Below are 16,542 nucleotides of genomic sequence, written 5' to 3'. Positions count from 1 at the left end.
GTTGGCCAATGCAGTCGATACGGGTCGCTACGGTCGTGGCGCTCAAGCCTCAAGATTCTCACGGGCAGATTGCTGCAGCGGGTGCACCACGGTCACACCGCCAAACTCCGCGCCGTGGGGCAGATACAGGCTCAGCATCTGGTTGCAGCCGCTGTGCTGGGCGCAGGCCACGGCCAGGCAGTCGCCAAAATCCAGCGCATGGCGGGCCTGTACGGCCCAGGCAGTCTCCAGCGTGGCGGCGTCGGTCTTCCAGGGCGTCCAGGTCTGGTAGCGGCGGATGGCAGCGCGGGCATCGCCCTGAGGCAGGGGATGGGCAGCCGTGGTTGCCTGGTCATAGAACTCCACCAGGGCCTGATTGCTGGTGCGGCCGCTGCGGCTGCGCCACAGCAGATCCAGCCATTCCAGCGTGGCCGCATACAGCGCACCTCCGGCCGCATCTTCCGCGGCAATCAGCACCGAGGTATCGACAAACACAGGGTTCACTTGGCCACCTCGGCTTCGGCATTGCTGTGCACCGCAGCCCGTTTGCTGCTGGCACTGCGCGCCAGGGATTTTGCCGACTGGCCGGCAGCTTGCCAGGTGCGCTCATCGGTGCGCCAGGCCAGATAGGCACGCTCGTAGGCATCCTCGCGCTGCATCAGCTCGGCCATGAAGTCACCCAGCATGCGCGAGACGCTGCTGCCGCGCCTGGCCGCTTCAATGCGCGCCCAGTCAAGCACGCTGTCTTCGACGGTGATGGTGACGTTCTTCATGCCACGCATAGTACACGAATTTCGTGCAACACGAAATTCGTGTACCCAGAAATCACACCGAAGCCAGCATGGAGCAGGCGATGGCTCCCACCTGACGCAAGGCCTGCAGATGTTGCGCCGTCCAGTCGCCTCCCAGACCCACACGGACTCCGTGCCGGAAGCGACCGGCAGCACCAAACAACATTCCGGGCGCGATCAGGATCTGCCGGGACAGACAGGCTTGATGCAGAGCCATGGCATCCAGTGGCGCCGGCAGCTCCAGCCACAGCAGCAACCCGCCCGGAGGATCGCTGACCCGCGTGCCGGCAGGAAAGCTCTGCGCAATCACTTGTCTGGCTTGCTCGACCCGAGCGGCAATGGCAGCACGCAACTGGCGCATGGCGGCATGATGGCCGGCCTGCGAGATCAGGTCGGCCAGAGCCAGCTCCAGGACTGCCGATTGACCGCCTGCCTGCATTTCCTTGATCTTGCGCACCTTGTCCGTCCAGCGCCCGGCCTCCAGCCACCCCAGGCGCAGGCCCGGCGCCAATGTTTTGGAAAAGGAATGGCACAGCATCACCTGGCCCGTGCCGTCATAGGACTTGAGGCTGCGCCGGGCAGCATCGCCTTCGGCCAGATCGGCATAGATGGCATCCTCGATCACCGGCAGCTCATGCTGAACTGCAAGCTGCACCAGCTTCTTGCGTTCAGCCTGGGGCATGCAGCTGCCCAGCGGATTGCTGAGCGTGGGCACCAGCAGCAAGGCCTTGACAGGCTGGGTTTCCAGCGCCAGTTGCAGAGCATCCAGTGACAGACCGTGGCGCGGGTGGCAGGGTATCTCCAGGGCCTTCAGCTGCAAGGCCTGCAGCACCTCCAGAAAGGAAAAATGTGTGGGCGACTCCAGTGCCACCACATCGCCAGGTTCGGTCACGGCACGCAGACACAGGGCCACACTGTCCATGCAGCCGCCAGTAATGAGAATGCGATCCGGGTCCAGACTGCAGCCCAAGCCCACGGCGTAGCGCGCCAGTGCACGGCGTGCCTCTTCATGACCGTCCGAGCCTGGATAGGTACACAGCAGGTGGCGGTGCTTTTGCACGGCACGGGTCAAAGCACGGCGTACCCGGTCGGGGTTGAGCAGATCGATGCCCGGGGTACCGCTGCTGAACGACACCATGCCTTCAGGCTGCTCCCGCCCCAGCACGCGCTGTCCCAGCCAGTCCAGCGACACAGCCCGTGGACGACGCATGGGCCGGGCAATCTTGGGCTCGGGCAGTTGGACGGCGCGCGGCGCCACAAAAAAGCCCGAACGCGGCCGCGCCGTGACCTGCCGGGCATCCTCCAGCCAGTGATAGGCCTGTACCACCGTGGTCTGCGCCACACCATACTGCCGCGCCAGCATGCGCACCGAAGGCAGTTTTTGCCCATGGGCCAGCGCCCCCTGTCGTATGGCCTGACTCAGTTGCCCGGCAATCTGCAGATATAGCGGTGTCGACGCATCAAAATCCATGGGCAGATTCTGTACTGGCACAGACAAGCTCATGCAGCACAGATGAAAGCCAGGACGAGCAGTACAGATGCCCTGCCCCAGGTATCTGTACTCATCCAGATCCACTGCCGCTGTGGCTGGCAGTACAGATCTATGCTCGGCAAAGTCGGAGGCATGAACTCAGCTCTCGCCACCTCCTCCTGGAAAACCTTGTCCCTGCAAGCCGCCGCCTCGGTGCAGACCATGCATCTGGGTGCCGGTCTCAGCCTCTGCTTGCAAGCACAAAGCGGCATTGTCTGGCTGACCTGCGAAGGACAGCCGAGGGACTACTTTCTGCAGGCCGGAGAATTACTGCGCTTTGACGGCCCCGCCCGACTCTATCTCGGCACACAAGGCTCACAGGACGCAACCCTGCGCTGGAGCCGTGCTCGCGTTCGAACTTCATCGTCTCCTGCCGCTGGTGCAGCACCCACAGTGCCGGCCAATGCAGCGGCGGCCTGAGGCCTCATGTCAAAGGCCGGACAGTGTCGGGCCACGGCAGCGCAGAACCGGCCTCAGCGCCGATACTGCGGCGGCGGCGCATACTGCCGGCCATCCGCCGGGAAGGCTACGGGGTCCCGGGAATCGCGTGGTTCCATCCCTGGCGTAGAGCGGCGAGGCAGATCCGGGTCGCGCTCGTCAAGACGCACATCAAACAGCGCCGTACCAATCACACCCACATTGCGCGCATCGCCTGCGGGCGTATTGTTGGCATAGGCCCGGCCCTTGCCTGCAAAGCGAAATGCCGCCACCTCGCGGTCGTTCTTGCGAAAGCCGTCGATCACCAGTCGCTCACCAGGGCGCAGCAGATAGCCGCTGCTGTGCACGCTGCCAGGCTGGCCGCTCAGCACATCCAGACCATCCACCGTCGCCACCACTTCGTAGAAGCGATTGCTGCGGTTGGTGTAGACCAGCTCATAGCGCTCACCATGGCGGCCCGCGACATGGAAGTCCCGGGCTCCGCGTGCGGAAAAAATGCGCAGCACCGACCCGCTTCCGTCGAGCAGCTGCAGCTCCACATCACCGTCGGCCAGCAGCGCATTGGTCTGCCGCTCAGCGGAGTTGCCGAGCGCACGCAGAATACTGTGCTCGTCCGAATAGCGAAGCTGGCTCACATCGCGCGGACGCTCGGGCGTCAGGCGCGATGCGTGCACCACCTTGGTGGCGGACTCCCGCCCTTCCCCCCATTGCGTGCCCAGCGTGGACTCGACCCTGGGCGTGCGCGGCGCTGCCGCCGCGCTCTCTGCGACCTGGGACGAAGGCGGTGCACCGCAGGCTGCCAGCCCCGCGACCAGCAGCAGTCCGCCCAGCAGCCGCCAGCCGCCTCGGCGCCAGAAACTCATGGCCTGATTCATCTTCACGCTCCCTTGTTGTGATTGGCTATTGAATGCTGCGCTGCCACGCAGCCCGCCGAGTGTCACAGCAAACCCGCTCTTTCCTGCACCATGAAACATCTGGAGATGATTTGCCCCGGAACGGGGGGCATGCCGACCTGCCCGGCAATGAAAAAAGCCGTGGGCTGGCCACGGCTTCAAGGGACAAGCGCTCGCCGATTTACTTCAGACGCATTTCGGCTGCACGGGCGTGACCCTGCAGACCTTCGCCATAGGCCAGCACGGCAGCGGTCTTGCCCAGGATCTGGGCGCCAGCCTCGCTGACTTCGATGATGGAGCTGCGCTTCTGGAAGTCATACACCCCCAGAGGCGAGGAAAAGCGTGCCGTGCCGCTGGTGGGCAGCACGTGATTCGGGCCGGCGCAGTAGTCGCCCAGGCTCTCCGACGTATATGCGCCCAGGAAGATGGCGCCGGCGTGCCTGAGCAGAGGCTCCCAGCGATGCGGGTCGCGGCTGGAGACTTCCAGATGCTCGGGCGCAATGCGGTTGGAAATGGCACAGGCTTCTTCCATGTCGCGCGTCAGAATCAGTGCACCGCGGTCGTTCAGGCTCTTGGCGATGATGGCCTTGCGCGGCATCTCGGGCAGCAGGCGGTCGATCGCGGCCTGGACGGCGTCGAGATAGGCCGCATCGGGGCACAGCAAGATGGACTGGGCCAGCTCGTCGTGCTCGGCTTGACTGAACAGATCCATGGCCACCCAGTCGGGTGGGGTCGTGCCGTCGGCTAGCACCAGGATTTCAGAAGGACCGGCAATCATGTCGATGCCCACGATGCCGAACACGCGCTTCTTGGCGCTAGCCACATAGGCATTGCCAGGGCCGGTGATCTTGTCCACCTTGGGCACGGTGGCCGTGCCGTAGGCCAGCGCCGCCACGGCCTGGGCGCCACCGACGGTGAAGGCGCGGTGCACACCCGCCACATAGGCAGCAGCCAGCACCAGCGGGTTCTTCTGACCCTGGGGCGTCGGCACGACCATGATGATGTCCTGCACACCGGCCACATGGGCGGGAATGGCGTTCATCAGCACGCTCGACGGATAGGCCGCCTTGCCGCCAGGCACGTAAATGCCCACGCGATCCAGCGGCGTGACCTTCTGGCCCAGCAGCGTGCCGTCCTCGTCACGGTAGCTCCAGCTCTCGCCATTGGCCTTCTTCTGCGCTTCGTGGTAGCTGCGCACACGGCGTGCCGCCGACTCCAGCGCTTCGCGCTCGGCAGCAGGCAGGCTGTCGAAGGCGGCTTTCAGCTCCTGCTTGGTCAGCTCCAGCGCCGCCATGGAATCGGCCTGCAGGCCGTCAAAGCGTGCCGTGTATTCCAGCACGGCGTCATCGCCGCGGGCCTGGACATCGGCCAGGATGTCGGCGACCCGCTGCTCGATGGCTGCATCCGTGTCCGCCGACCAGTGCAGACGCTGCGCGAAATCATGCTCGAACTGGGCATCAACTGTTGACAGACGGGCGGGGGCAGCTACGAATTCCATAGTATTCACCAGTGGGGAAAATCAGTTGTTCTTGGCGGCAACGGCCTGCGCAAACGCATCGATGATGTGACGCAGCGGAGCCTGTTTGAGCTTGAGCGAAGCCTGGTTGACGACCAGGCGCGAGCTGATGTCCATGATGGGCTCGACCTCGACCAGATCATTGGCCTTGAGCGTGTTGCCGGTGGACACCAGGTCGACGATGGCATCGGCCATGCCGGTCAAAGGTGCCAGCTCCATGGAGCCGTAGAGCTTGACCATGTCCACGTGCACGCCCTTCTTGGCAAAGAAGTTTCGGGCGATCTCGGGGTACTTGGTGGCGATGCGCAGACGCGCGCCCTGCTTGACGGCCAGTTGGTAGTCGAAGCCGTTGCGCACGGCCACGCTGACGCGGCACTTGGCAATCTGCAGGTCCAGCGGCTGGTACAGGCCCTGGCCGCCATGCTCGATCAGCGAATCCAGGCCCGAGACGCCCAGATCCGCGCCGCCGTATTGCACATAGACGGGCACGTCCGAAGCACGCACCAGCACCACGCGCACATCGGAGCGGTTGGTGTCGAAAATCAGCTTGCGCGACTTTTCCACATCCTCGGTCACCTCGATGCCGGCAGCTGCCAGCAGGGGTACGGTTTCTTCAAAAATGCGGCCCTTGGACAGGGCAATGGTCACAGGCGTTGCGGTGCTCATGCGGAAATTCTCTCGATATCGGCGCCCAGGGCGCGCAGCTTGTCTTCCATGCGGTCGTAGCCACGATCCAGGTGGTAGATGCGATCGACGATGGTCTCGCCCTCGGCCACCAGACCGGCAATCACCAGGCTGGCCGAAGCGCGCAGATCGGTCGCCATCACGGTGGCGCCGGACAGGCGCTTGCCGCCTTCGATGGTCGCCACGCGGCCATCGGTGGTGATGCGCGCGCCCAGGCGCACCATCTCGTTGACATGCATGAAGCGGTTCTCGAAGATGGTCTCGGTCACCATGCTGGTGCCTTCGGCCACCAGATTCAGCGCCATGAACTGGGCCTGCATATCGGTGGGAAAGCCCGGATATTCGGTGGTGCGAAAGCCCTGCGCCTTGAGCTTGCCGGAGGACGCCACCTTCAGGCCGCCGTCCACGCAGTCCACGCTCACGCCCGCATCCTTGAGCTTGTCGATCACGGCGCCCAGATGATCGGCGCGTGCGTGGTGCAGCAAGGCTTCTCCGCTGGTGGCCGCCACGGCACAGAGGAAGGTACCGGCCTCGATACGGTCGGCCACCACCTGGTGCTCGCAGCCATGCAGCTTGTCCACGCCCTGAATCACGATATGGCTGGTGCCGTGGCCGGTGATCCGGGCCCCCATCTTGATCAGCATCTCGGCCAGATCGGTGATTTCGGGCTCCATGGCGGCATTTTCCAGCACCGTCTCGCCTTCGGCCAGCGCAGCGGCCATCAGGAAGTTCTCGGTACCGGTCACGGTCACCATGTCGGTGGTGATGCGTGCGCCCTTCAGACGCTTGCGGCCCTCGGGCAGGCTGGCCTGCATATAGCCGTTTTCCACGGTGATGATGGCACCCATGGCCTGCAGGCCCTTGATGTGCTGATCCACGGGGCGAGAGCCGATCGCGCAACCGCCAGGCAGCGACACCTTGGCATGGCCGAAGCGGGCCAGCAACGGGCCCAGGGCCAGTACCGAGGCGCGCATGGTCTTGACCAGCTCGTAAGGCGCTTCAGGCGTCAGGCTGTCGGGAGCCACAAAGCTCATGCCGCCGCGTTCGCCATGGGTCTCGGTCTGCACGCCCATGTTGGCCAGCAGCTTGCGCATGGTGGCCACATCATGCAGACGCGGCACATTGTGCAGATGCACGGGCTCGGCGGTGAGCAGTGCGGCACACATTTCAGGCAGAGCGGCGTTTTTGGCGCCGGAAATGATCACTTCGCCCTTGAGGGGACGACCACCGTGGATCTTGAGTTTGTCCATGGCTTCAAGCCTTGAATGTTTATAGGTAAAAAATGCACTCAGCGCTTGTGTATCAAGCGCTGACAGCTATCAATCTTGCTTTGCAAGCCGCCTCATGCCTGGGCAGCCGTCCATTCTGCCGGGGTATAGGTCTTCATGGACAGCGCATGGACTTCATCGGTGGCCATGCGATTGCCCAGCGTGGCATAGACCAGGCGCTGACGACCCAGCAGACGCTGGCCTTCGAACTGCGCAGACACGATGGTGGCAAACCAATGTCGGCCATCGCCTTCCAGCGCAATATGCTCGCAGGGCAGGCCGGCGGCGATCAGGTCTTTGAGTTGGTCTGCAGTCATGGGGAACCTTTATGCGCAAAAGCTGGCGAAACCGGTCATTGTCTCGCAAGCAGCCCTGCGTCAATTCTAAAAATCAGTTACGAATCTTGTAGCCGATGCGCAGCAGGTGCACGGCCAGCGCGCTCACGGCCAGCCAGGCAGCGCCCACGATGGCAAAGCTGAGCCAGGGCGAGACATCGCTCTGGCCGAAGAAGCCATAGCGGAAGCCGTCGATCATGTAGAAGAACGGGTTGACATGGCTGACCGCCTGCCAGAAGCCGGGCAGCGAGTGCACGGAATAGAAGACACCGGACAGAAAAGTCAGGGGCATGATCAGAAAGTTCTGGAAGGCAGCCATCTGGTCGAACTTCTCGGCCCAGAGGCCGGCGATCAGGCCCAGCGTGCCCATCAGGGCACAACCCAGAAAGCCGAACACCAGAATCCACAGCGGCGCGGCAAAGTCGGGCACCGCAAAGAACAAGGTGACCACAAACACGCCCAGCCCCACCAGCAGGCCGCGCAGAATCGCCGCGCCCACATAGGCGCTGAACCAGGCCCAATGCGACAGCGGCGTGAGCAGCACGAATACCAGCGAGCCCATGATCTTGCTCTGCACCAGGCTGGACGAGCTGTTGGCAAACGCGTTTTGCAACATGCTCATCATCACCAGACCGGGAATCAGAAACGCGGTGTAGGGGATGCGGTCATAGACCATGACCCGGCCTTCGAGCACATGGCCGAAAACCAGCAGATACAGCACGGCCGTGAGCACCGGTGCGGCGACGGTCTGAAAGCTCACTTTCCAGAAGCGCAGCACTTCCTTCTTGAGCAGGGTCTGCCAGCCGTTCATTGGACACCTCCTGCAGGAGCCTGTGTCCTGGAGCCTTCATTCATGATGTGGATGAACACATCTTCCAGATCCGCACGGCGGATCTCCACATCCTCAGGGGTCACGCCCGCCTCGCGCAAAGCGGCCAGCAGCTGCTCCACATCGCCGGCATGAGCGGCGGGAATCTGCACGATTCGACCGGTGACCCGCGCCCTGTCGGCCACGGCCTTGGGCAGGACGCTATCGGTCTTGAACTGCAACACATTGCTTGAAGCCGACTTGAGCAGCTCGCTCATGGGCGAGAGCTTGATGATCTCGCCGCGCTTGAGCATGGCCACGCGGCTGCACAGTGCCTCGGCCTCTTCCAGATAGTGAGTGGTCAGCAGCACCGTATGGCCCTGCTTGTTGAGCTTGGCAATGAAATGCCACAGCGTCTGGCGCAGCTCCACGTCCACGCCGGCCGTGGGTTCGTCCAGCACGATGATGGGCGGCTTGTGCACCAGGGCCTGGGCCACCAGCACGCGGCGCTTCATGCCGCCCGAGAGCTGACGCATATTGTTGTGGGCCTTGTCCGTCAGGCCCAGGCTGTCGAGCAGCTCGTCTATCCAGTCATCGTTGTTCTTGACGCCGAAGTATCCAGACTGGAACTTCAAGGCCTCGCGCACATTGAAGAAGGGGTCGAACACCAGCTCCTGCGGCACGATGCCCAGCTTGCGGCGTGCATCGGCGTAATCGGCCTGCACATCGCTGCCCTGCACCAGCACGCGCCCGCCCGTGGCTTGCGCCAGTCCGGCGAGGATGCTGATCATCGTGGTCTTGCCGGCACCGTTGGGGCCGAGCAGACCGAAGAATTCACCTTCCTCGATATCCAGGCTCACCGATTTGAGGGCCTGGAAATCCCCCTTGGGGGTGCGGTAGGTCTTGGAGACGGATTGGAATGAGACTGCGGACATGGAGCCCATGATTCTAGGGCTTGCCCACAGCCTCTGCCTTGGCGGGGCTTAGCCGGACACAGTGATTCGTCAGCCTAGCCCTGCTGAGCGGTGGCGGCCGCATCGGGCATAGGAGCGGGCATCAGCAAGCCGTCCACGCCATACAGCGCGGCCATGGACTGCAACCCCTTGGGCAGACCCTCGACGATGAGCTGCTTGCCCGCCTCCTGCGCAGCGCGCCGGCAGGCCAGCAGCACGGCCAGGGCCGCCGAGTCGAAGACCTTGACGGCGCTGGCATCCACCACCACCAGGGCATCCGCATGGCCGGTGACCAGCGGGCGCAGGCGCAGCAGACAGTCGCGCCCCTGACGATAGGTCAGTTCCTTGGGCAGTTGCAGAGGGTTGCTAGCTGAGCGGGCCATGACGTCTGAAGCGCTTTGCTTACTTGGTGGCCGTGGCCGGCATGGAGCTGCGCGAGGCCAGGGTCTTGATCAGGCCGTCGATGCCGTTGGCATTGATTTCCTGCGCAAACTGGTTGCGGTAGGTCTCCACCAGCCACACGCCGAGCACGTTGAAGTTGTAGAGCTTCCAGCCCGTAGCCTGCTTTTCCAGACGGAAATCCAGCTGCACGGGATCGCCACGGCCGTTGACCTGGGTGCGAACCAGCACATCGGTGTCACCGGCAGCCATGCGCACAGGCCTGACGGTAATGGTCTGATCGCCGACCTGGGACAGGGCTCCCGCATAGGTGCGAATCAACAGGGCCTTGAACTCGTCCTGCAGCTTCTGACGCTGCTCGGGCGTGGCCTGGCGCCAGGCCGGACCGACTGCGGCCGATGTCATGCGGCGAAAGTCCACATAGGGCATGACCTTCTCGTTGACCAGCGCATTGATCTTGCCGGAGTCGCCGTTGCGCAGCGAGGCATCCTTCTTGATGGTCTCCAGCACATCGGCAGAGACGCGCTTGACCAGGGCATCGGGCGCCTCCTCAGCGGCCTGAGCAGGCAAACCCAGATTCAGGGCGAGCATGGCACCTGCTGCCATGCCCCACATGCGACGAGTAATCTTCATTGCGTTTTTCTCCTAGGCCCGCAAGTGTCACCGCACTCGCGCAGCCTGTGCATCATGTTTGTAACCAAGCTCTACCGGCTCACTGGCCTTCGGGAGGCAGCTTGCCGGCGTTGTCGTCATCATAGTTTTCGAGACGACCGTCGCCGCCGGACGCCGCGCCGCCAATGCGTGAGCGCAGATAGACATCGCGCACCAGGCTGTATTTGTCGAGCGCAACGGAGTCCAGCACATCGCCGGCCTTGAGCAGATTGGCCCGGTTGTTGACCATGCGCAGGCCGAACAGGCTGTTGCGCCAGCGCACATCGTCCATGGTGTTGGCGGGATAGCCGAAGGCGTCGACCGCCAGACCGGCCGAGTCACGCACCGTGGAAGGGCCCCAGAAGGGCAGCACCAGATACGGCCCCGTCGGCAGGCCCCAGCGGCCCAGCGTCTGGCCGAAGTCCTGCTTGCGGCGCTCGATGCCTGCCTCGCTGGCAATATCGAACAGGCCGCCTATGCCCAGCACCGTGTTCACGCTGAAGCGAACCATGGAGTTGTAGGCACCCTGGCCCTGACCCTGCAGCACGTTGTTGACGAAGGACCAGGCATCGCCGAGGTTGTCGAAGAAGTTGGTCACGCCCTGGCGCGCCACGCGCGGCGTCACGTTCTGATAGGCCGTGGCCACGGGCTTGAAGACGGCTTCGTCCACCCCTTCGTTGAAGGAATAGATGCTGCGGTTCATGGACTCGAGCGGGTCGGCCGGGTTTCCGGAGCCTGTGGTGGTTGCACAGCCGGACAGCAGTGCCGCTGCGCACACGCCAGCTGTCAGCGCTGCATGCTTGAGCGCCCGAGTCTTGTTCGACGCCAGTTTCGTTTGTGGGCTTGTTGTAGTCATCATTCTTTCGCTCCCCCGTTGGCTCCGTTGGCTGCGCCAGCACCGGAATCACCGCCCTGCTCGGCCTTGCTGTAGAGGAACTGACCGATCAGATTCTCCAGCACCACGGCAGACTGGGTGGCTGTCACGCGGTCGCCGGCCTTGAGGTTTTCTTCGCTGGCACCCGCTTCGATACCAATGTACTGATCGCCCAGCAGACCGCTTGTCAGAATTTTCAGCGAGCTGTCCTTGGGAAAGGCATAGCGGTTTTCCATGCTCATGGCCACGTCGGCCTGAAAGGTCTGGTCGTTGAAGGTGATGGACTCGATACGGCCCACAACCACGCCGGCGCTCTTGACCGCGGCCTTGGGCTTGAGCCCGCCGATATTGTCAAAACGCGCCGTGATCGCATAGGTCTTCTGGAAATTCAGGCTCAACAGATTGGCCGACTGCAAGGCCAGGAACACCAGGGCCAGAGCACCGATCAGCACAAACAGGCCGACCCAGACATCACTTTTCTTTTGCTGCATGATTTTTTACCTCTATCTGCTGTGCAGCCTCAAATGCTGAACATGGTTGCGGTGAGCAGGAAGTCCAGGCCCAGAACCGCTAGCGAAGCCACGACCACGGTACGGGTGGTGGCCCGGGAAACCCCTTCAGGCGTGGGCTTGGCCGCATAGCCTTGGAGCAGGGCCACAAAGGTCACAGCCAGGCCGAAGACAAAGCTCTTGAGCACGCCATTGCCCAGATCGCTCCACCAGTCCACGCCCTGCTGCATCTGACCCCAGAAGGCACCGCTGTCGACACCGATCATCACCACGCCCACCAGCCAGCCGCCCAGCACGCCGACGGCGCTGAAGACCGCTGCCAGCAATGGCATGGTGATCAGCCCGGCCCAGAAGCGCGGCGCCAGAATGCGTTTGACGGGGTCAACCGCCATCATCTCCATGGCCGACAGCTGCTCACCGGCTTTCATCAGGCCGATTTCGGCCGTCAGGGCCGTGCCGGCACGGCCCGCAAACAGCAGGGCCGTGACCACGGGCCCCAGCTCGCGCAGCAGGCTCAGCGCCACCATCATGCCCAGCGCCTCGGCCGAGCCATAGCGCTGCAGGATGTAATAGCCCTGCAGACCCAGCACAAAGCCCACGAACAGTCCGGAAACGCCAATGATGGCCAGCGAATAATTGCCCAGAAAATGAATCTGGTCGCCGATCAGGCGCGGACGCCTGAGCGCCGGCCCCATCAAGCCCAGCAGGCGCCACAGCAGGCGCGCACCGATCCCCATGTTGACCAGCTGACAGCGCACTGCCAGGCCAATGCGTGCGAGAAAGTTCATGCACGCCTCCTGCTGCCGAAGTCCTCGTCGGCACTGACTCCGGGATAGTGGAACGGCACAGGCCCCGTGGGTCTGGCATGGATGAATTGCTGCACCAGCGGATCGCTGCTGGCGCGCACCTCTTCGGGCGTGCCCTGGGCGGCAACGCTGCCGGCCCCCAGAATCACCACATGGTCGGCCACGCGGAAGGTTTCTTCCAGATCGTGGGATACCAGAATCGAAGTCAGGCCCATGGCATCGTTGAGCTGGCGGATCAGCTGCGCCGAGGTACCCAGCGAAATAGGGTCCAGGCCCGCGAAAGGCTCGTCGTACATGATGAGCTCGGGGTCCAGTGCAATCGCACGGGCCAGCGCCACGCGACGGGCCATGCCGCCCGAGACCTGGGACGGCATCAGATCGCGCGCCCCGCGAAGGCCCACGGCGTGCAGCTTCATGAGCACGATGTCGCGAATCAGCTCTTCGGGCAGATCGGTGTGCTCGCGCAGCGGAAAGGCTACGTTGTCGAACACGCTCATGTCGGTGAACAGCGCACCGAACTGAAACAGCATGCCCATGCGGCGACGCGCGGCATAGAGCTGCTGCGCATTCATGGTGGTCACATCCTGGCCGTCAAACAGCACCTGGCCCTGCTGGGCGTGGTTCTGCCCGCCGATCAGACGAAGCACCGTGGTCTTGCCACCACCCGATGCACCCATCAGCGCCGTGACCTTGCCGCGCGGCACTTGCAGGGACAGATCGCGCAGGATGACGCGGTCACCATAGCCAAAGGTGACATTGCGCAGTTCCACAAAGGGTGCGTTGGGTGACATGCGTGAATAGCCGCTCAAGAGAAAGCAAACTGGTATTGTGCCGACAAGCACGGTAAAAAGCTCGGGTTAGCCCCAAGTAAACATACATTCGTGAATGTTTCTTCAGGCCCTGGCCTGGATCATGGAGCCTTTACTCCTGTTTCAGGAGCTGCCAGTGCTTGCGATGTATGCGCAAACTGCCTTTTTTGCGATATGAAACCGCATCGACAGCTGCGACTTATTTACAACATATTCTGCAGAAATGCCTTGGTGCGCTCATGCTGGGGCGCCGCAAAAAACGCCTCGGACGGGCCTTGCTCGACGATGTAGCCGCCGTCCATGAAGATGACGCGGTTGGCCACCTCGCGTGCAAAACCCATCTCGTGGGTCACGACCAGCATGGTCATATGCTCCTCGGCCAGTTCGCGCATGGTGCGCAGCACCTCGCCGGTCAGCTCGGGGTCCAGCGCCGAAGTGGGCTCGTCGAACAGCAGAATGTCCGGCTCCATGGCCAGCGCACGTGCAATTGCCACGCGCTGCTTCTGACCGCCGGAGAGGTGGTTGGGGTAGGCATCGCGCTTGGCCGCCAGACCCACCTTGGCCAACAGGGCCTCGGCCTTGGGGATGATGTCTTCGCGCTTCATGCCCTTGACGATGACGGGTGCCTCAATGATGTTTTCCAGCACCGTGAGGTGGGGAAACAGATTGAAGGACTGGAACACCATGCCCATCTTGCGGCCGATCTTGCGGATCTCGGCCTCGCTCACATACTGCGCCCTGGCCTCGCCCTCGGAGCGCGCCAGCACCGCACCTTCGATGCGGATGGTGCCTCGGTCAATCGTCTCCAGGTGGTTGAGGCAGCGCAGGAAGGTGCTCTTGCCCGAGCCGGACGGGCCGATCACGGCCACCACCTCGCCGCGCAGCAAGTCCAGGGAAACGCCGCGCAGCACTTCGTTGCTGCCAAAGGCCTTGTGGATGCCCTGGGCGGAAATCATCACGTCAGGCGTCGTACTTGGCATATTTTTTCTCAAGATATTGGAAGCCCCAGGTCAGCACCAGGGTCATGATGAGATAGAAGGCCGCAGCCACGATGAAGGGCGTGAAGCTGAAGTCGCGCTGCACCACGCCGCGCGCCACGCGCAGCAGATCGTTGAGTGCCAGCACATAGATCAGCGAAGTGTCCTTGACCAGGGTAATGGTCTCGTTGCTGACGGGCGGCAGGATGCGGGCCCACATCTGGGGCAGCACGATGCGGCGCATGGTCTGTGCATAAGTCATGCCCAGCACCTTGGCACCTTCGTACTGGCCGCGGTCAACGGACTTGATGCCGGCGCGGAAGATCTCCGCGAAGTAGGCCGCGTAATTCAGCGCAAACGCCACCACGGCAGCAGGAAAGTCGGGCAGGCGCACACCGATGTAGGGCACAAAGGGCAGCGCGAAGTACACGAACAGCAGCTGCAGCATCAGCGGCGTGCCGCGCATCAGCCAGATATAGGCGCCCACGGCGCTGCTCAGCGGCTTGATGCTGGAGATGCGCATCAGCGCCAGCGCCAGGCCCATGGGAATGGACAGCGCCAGCGTGATGAAGAACAGCTTGAGTGTGACAAGGGCACCAGCCGACATGGGCCCCAGGAGCGAGATTACATAGTCCATCAAATGGCCTTCAGTGTGGCGCTGCAGCTATCGAAAGCCCGCCACAGGCACGGGCGTGCGCAGGAGGAAGTGTTTGCACGCATTGTCGTCGCAAAAAAAACCGGCAATGCCAGGCATTGCCGGTGCAGTACGTCAAAAAGGGATTAGTGCTTGATGACGTCGGCGCCGAACCACTTCTGGGCGATTTCAGCAGCCTTGCCGTCCTTCTTCATTTCGGTCAGCACGTCGTTGACCTTGTTGCGAGTGGCTTCGTCGTCCTTGCGGAAGCCCACACCGTAGTCTTCGGTACCGAAGTCCTCGGCCAGCACCACGTAGTTGTCGGGCTTCTTGTTGACGTAGTAGCGACCCACCACCTCATCCACCACCACCACGTCCAGACGGCCGGCTTCCAGGTCCATCATGGCAGCGATGTTGTCGCCGAAGAGCTTGGTTTCCTTGAACTTGTCCGACAGTTCCTTGTCCTTGGTCAGGGCGGTCACGGCGCTGGAGCCTTCCTGGGCACCCACGACCTTGCCGACCATGTCAGCCTTGCCCTTGATGGGCGAGCCAGCCTTCACGATGATGATCTGCTTGTTCACCATGTAGGGATCGGAGAACAGGATCTTTTCCTTGCGTTCTTCCAGAATGGTCAGACCGTTCCACAGAGCGTCCACGCGCTTGCCCAGCAACTCGGCTTCCTTGGCATTCCAGTCGATGGGCTTGAACTGCACTTCGATATTGGCGCGCTTGGCCACTTCACGGGCCATGTCGATATCGAAACCGACCAGCTCGTTCTTTTCGTCACGGAAACCCATGGGCGGGAAGTTGTCGTCCAGGCCCACCACCAGCTTGGCAGCAACCGCCGCAGGAGCGGGCGCAGGAGCTGCAGCGGTGTTGCTTGCGGGCTCGTTCTTGCCGCAGGCAGCCAAAATTGCAGTCAGGGCCACCGAGGCCAGCAGGGTACGTTTTTTCATGGCGTCAAAATTTGAAGTGGAAAAAGCGGAGGCAGCAGGCTTTGTCTCCCGTCCGGGGCCACCGCAGCCGCTCCGAAGCCGGGCTGCCGCCAGCGCCGAATCCGCTATTGTCGCGCAGACGGGACAGAACGTCACTCGCCGGTCGCAAAACCATCACGACTTACGCAAAACAGGTTCAGGCACGACGGTTACCTCAGAGGGCAGGCCGTTGTTGCATTCTTGTCGGCGCAAATCCTCATCATGTGCAGGCTTGCCAAACTCCACACCATGTCACCACCGTCACCCGACACCAGCCAGCTCCCCGCCGCCTTGCAGCAGGCCTATCGCAGCGCGCTCTACCGGGTCGATGCCGCCCAGGGCGCTGTCGCACAGACGCTACGCGCAGGCGAACACAACGACTGGCTCGGGCAACAGCTGGGACGGCAGCTCATCCAGGCCGCCTGCTATCTCACGGCCTGCAATCCCTGGGGACAGATCCTGGAGCCGGCGGAGAACGCCCGCCGCATGCGCGCCCTGCGCCAGGCACTGGACAGCGAGGGCTGGCAGTATCTGGACGGCTGCGGCCAGGACCCCCTCGGCCATTGGCCCGCGGAAGACAGCGTGCTGATCTGGGGCATGGATGCCGGCACGGCCCTGCAATGGGGCCGGCACTGGCAGCAGAACGCCGTGCTGTGGAGCGATGCCGACGCCCGCCCCCGGCTTCTGTGGCTGCGCTGACTTTTTTGATAGCA

Annotated in this window: 21 protein-coding genes; 2 read left to right on the top strand and 19 right to left on the bottom strand. The window is 63.0% G+C overall.

Annotated features, from left to right (window positions below; all coding sequences use genetic code 11):
• Positions 1-42: 42 nt before the first annotated feature.
• The 3 genes from O987_RS03835 to O987_RS03825 are packed head-to-tail and all read right to left on the bottom strand — an operon-like array spanning position 43 to position 2,241.
• A complete protein-coding gene (locus tag O987_RS03835; RefSeq protein ID WP_043370899.1) occupies positions 43-483 on the bottom strand; it encodes a PIN domain-containing protein in 441 nt (146 codons plus the stop codon).
• On the bottom strand, positions 480-752 hold the full coding sequence (locus O987_RS03830) for a hypothetical protein (RefSeq protein WP_043370898.1): 273 nt from the start codon (positions 750-752) through the stop codon (positions 480-482). Before O987_RS03830 ends, O987_RS03835 begins: the two co-directional genes overlap by 4 nt.
• A 52-nt stretch (positions 753-804) precedes the next feature.
• Positions 805-2,241 (bottom strand): PLP-dependent aminotransferase family protein, encoded by a 1,437-nt coding sequence (locus O987_RS03825; protein ID WP_043376064.1) that lies wholly within the window; start codon positions 2,239-2,241, stop codon positions 805-807.
• A 153-nt stretch (positions 2,242-2,394) separates the two neighbouring features.
• Between O987_RS03825 and O987_RS27700 the strand changes: the two genes are divergently transcribed.
• Positions 2,395-2,721 carry a DUF2917 domain-containing protein gene (locus tag O987_RS27700; protein ID WP_158407663.1) on the top strand — a complete coding sequence of 109 codons (327 nt, stop codon included), beginning with the start codon at positions 2,395-2,397 and terminating at the stop codon, positions 2,719-2,721.
• Positions 2,722-2,774: 53 nt separating this feature from the next.
• Here the strand turns inward: O987_RS27700 and O987_RS03815 are convergent, their stop codons facing one another.
• The 16 genes from O987_RS03815 to O987_RS03740 all read right to left on the bottom strand — a co-directional run bounded on the left by O987_RS03815 (position 2,775) and on the right by O987_RS03740 (position 15,811).
• Complete coding sequence (locus O987_RS03815; RefSeq protein ID WP_235214241.1) at positions 2,775-3,602, bottom strand: hypothetical protein; 828 nt, start codon at positions 3,600-3,602, stop codon at positions 2,775-2,777.
• A 211-nt stretch (positions 3,603-3,813) separates the two neighbouring features.
• Entirely contained in the window at positions 3,814-5,130 is a 1,317-nt protein-coding gene (gene hisD, locus O987_RS03810) for a histidinol dehydrogenase (RefSeq protein WP_043370893.1), read from the bottom strand.
• Positions 5,131-5,151: 21 nt separating this feature from the next.
• Positions 5,152-5,814, bottom strand: coding sequence for an ATP phosphoribosyltransferase (hisG, locus tag O987_RS03805; RefSeq protein ID WP_003058649.1), 663 nt, complete (start codon positions 5,812-5,814; stop codon positions 5,152-5,154).
• Positions 5,811-7,082: a UDP-N-acetylglucosamine 1-carboxyvinyltransferase gene (murA, locus tag O987_RS03800; RefSeq protein WP_043370892.1), complete on the bottom strand. Its 1,272-nt coding sequence runs from the start codon at positions 7,080-7,082 to the stop codon at positions 5,811-5,813. Before murA ends, hisG begins: the two co-directional genes overlap by 4 nt.
• Before the next feature lie 92 nt (positions 7,083-7,174).
• A complete protein-coding gene (locus O987_RS03795; RefSeq protein ID WP_003058653.1) occupies positions 7,175-7,417 on the bottom strand; it encodes a BolA family protein in 243 nt (80 codons plus the stop codon).
• Positions 7,418-7,490: 73 nt separating this feature from the next.
• Entirely contained in the window at positions 7,491-8,246 is a 756-nt protein-coding gene (locus tag O987_RS03790) for an ABC transporter permease (RefSeq protein WP_003058656.1), read from the bottom strand.
• On the bottom strand, positions 8,243-9,178 hold the full coding sequence (locus tag O987_RS03785; RefSeq protein WP_029158508.1) for an ABC transporter ATP-binding protein: 936 nt from the start codon (positions 9,176-9,178) through the stop codon (positions 8,243-8,245). The genes O987_RS03790 and O987_RS03785 overlap by 4 nt, the downstream gene beginning before the upstream one ends.
• Positions 9,179-9,252: 74 nt before the next feature.
• Positions 9,253-9,579 (bottom strand): STAS domain-containing protein, encoded by a 327-nt coding sequence (locus O987_RS03780; protein ID WP_043370890.1) that lies wholly within the window; start codon positions 9,577-9,579, stop codon positions 9,253-9,255.
• A gap of 19 nt (positions 9,580-9,598) precedes the next feature.
• The gene (locus tag O987_RS03775) at positions 9,599-10,228 is read right to left on the bottom strand and encodes an MlaC/ttg2D family ABC transporter substrate-binding protein (RefSeq protein WP_003058662.1); all 630 of its coding nucleotides are present in this window, start codon (positions 10,226-10,228) and stop codon (positions 9,599-9,601) included.
• Between the two features lie 79 nt (positions 10,229-10,307).
• Positions 10,308-11,105, bottom strand: coding sequence for a VacJ family lipoprotein (locus O987_RS03770; RefSeq protein ID WP_080731436.1), 798 nt, complete (start codon positions 11,103-11,105; stop codon positions 10,308-10,310).
• A complete protein-coding gene (mlaD, locus tag O987_RS03765; protein ID WP_003058666.1) occupies positions 11,102-11,611 on the bottom strand; it encodes an outer membrane lipid asymmetry maintenance protein MlaD in 510 nt (169 codons plus the stop codon). Before mlaD ends, O987_RS03770 begins: the two co-directional genes overlap by 4 nt.
• Positions 11,612-11,640: 29 nt before the next feature.
• On the bottom strand, positions 11,641-12,417 hold the full coding sequence (gene mlaE / locus O987_RS03760; RefSeq protein ID WP_003058669.1) for a lipid asymmetry maintenance ABC transporter permease subunit MlaE: 777 nt from the start codon (positions 12,415-12,417) through the stop codon (positions 11,641-11,643).
• Positions 12,414-13,226, bottom strand: a complete 813-nt coding sequence (locus O987_RS03755; RefSeq protein ID WP_043003542.1) for an ABC transporter ATP-binding protein — start codon at positions 13,224-13,226, stop codon at positions 12,414-12,416. The genes mlaE and O987_RS03755 overlap by 4 nt, the downstream gene beginning before the upstream one ends.
• Positions 13,227-13,447: 221 nt before the next feature.
• Positions 13,448-14,224, bottom strand: a complete 777-nt coding sequence (locus O987_RS03750) for an amino acid ABC transporter ATP-binding protein (RefSeq protein WP_291607602.1) — start codon at positions 14,222-14,224, stop codon at positions 13,448-13,450.
• Positions 14,205-14,858, bottom strand: a complete 654-nt coding sequence (locus tag O987_RS03745) for an amino acid ABC transporter permease (RefSeq protein WP_003058677.1) — start codon at positions 14,856-14,858, stop codon at positions 14,205-14,207. The genes O987_RS03750 and O987_RS03745 overlap by 20 nt, the downstream gene beginning before the upstream one ends.
• Before the next feature lie 143 nt (positions 14,859-15,001).
• Complete coding sequence (locus O987_RS03740) at positions 15,002-15,811, bottom strand: amino acid ABC transporter substrate-binding protein (protein ID WP_003058680.1); 810 nt, start codon at positions 15,809-15,811, stop codon at positions 15,002-15,004.
• A gap of 267 nt (positions 15,812-16,078) precedes the next feature.
• Between O987_RS03740 and O987_RS03735 the strand changes: the two genes are divergently transcribed.
• Complete coding sequence (locus O987_RS03735; RefSeq protein ID WP_043370888.1) at positions 16,079-16,528, top strand: DUF3293 domain-containing protein; 450 nt, start codon at positions 16,079-16,081, stop codon at positions 16,526-16,528.
• The last annotated feature ends 14 nt before the right edge of the window (positions 16,529-16,542 follow it).

The organism is Comamonas testosteroni TK102 (genome assembly GCF_000739375.1).
Taxonomy (GTDB): Bacteria; Pseudomonadota; Gammaproteobacteria; order Burkholderiales; family Burkholderiaceae_C; genus Comamonas; species Comamonas brasiliensis.
Note: the sequence above shows the minus strand (reverse complement) of the source record. Positions and strands in the feature narration are given on the sequence as shown.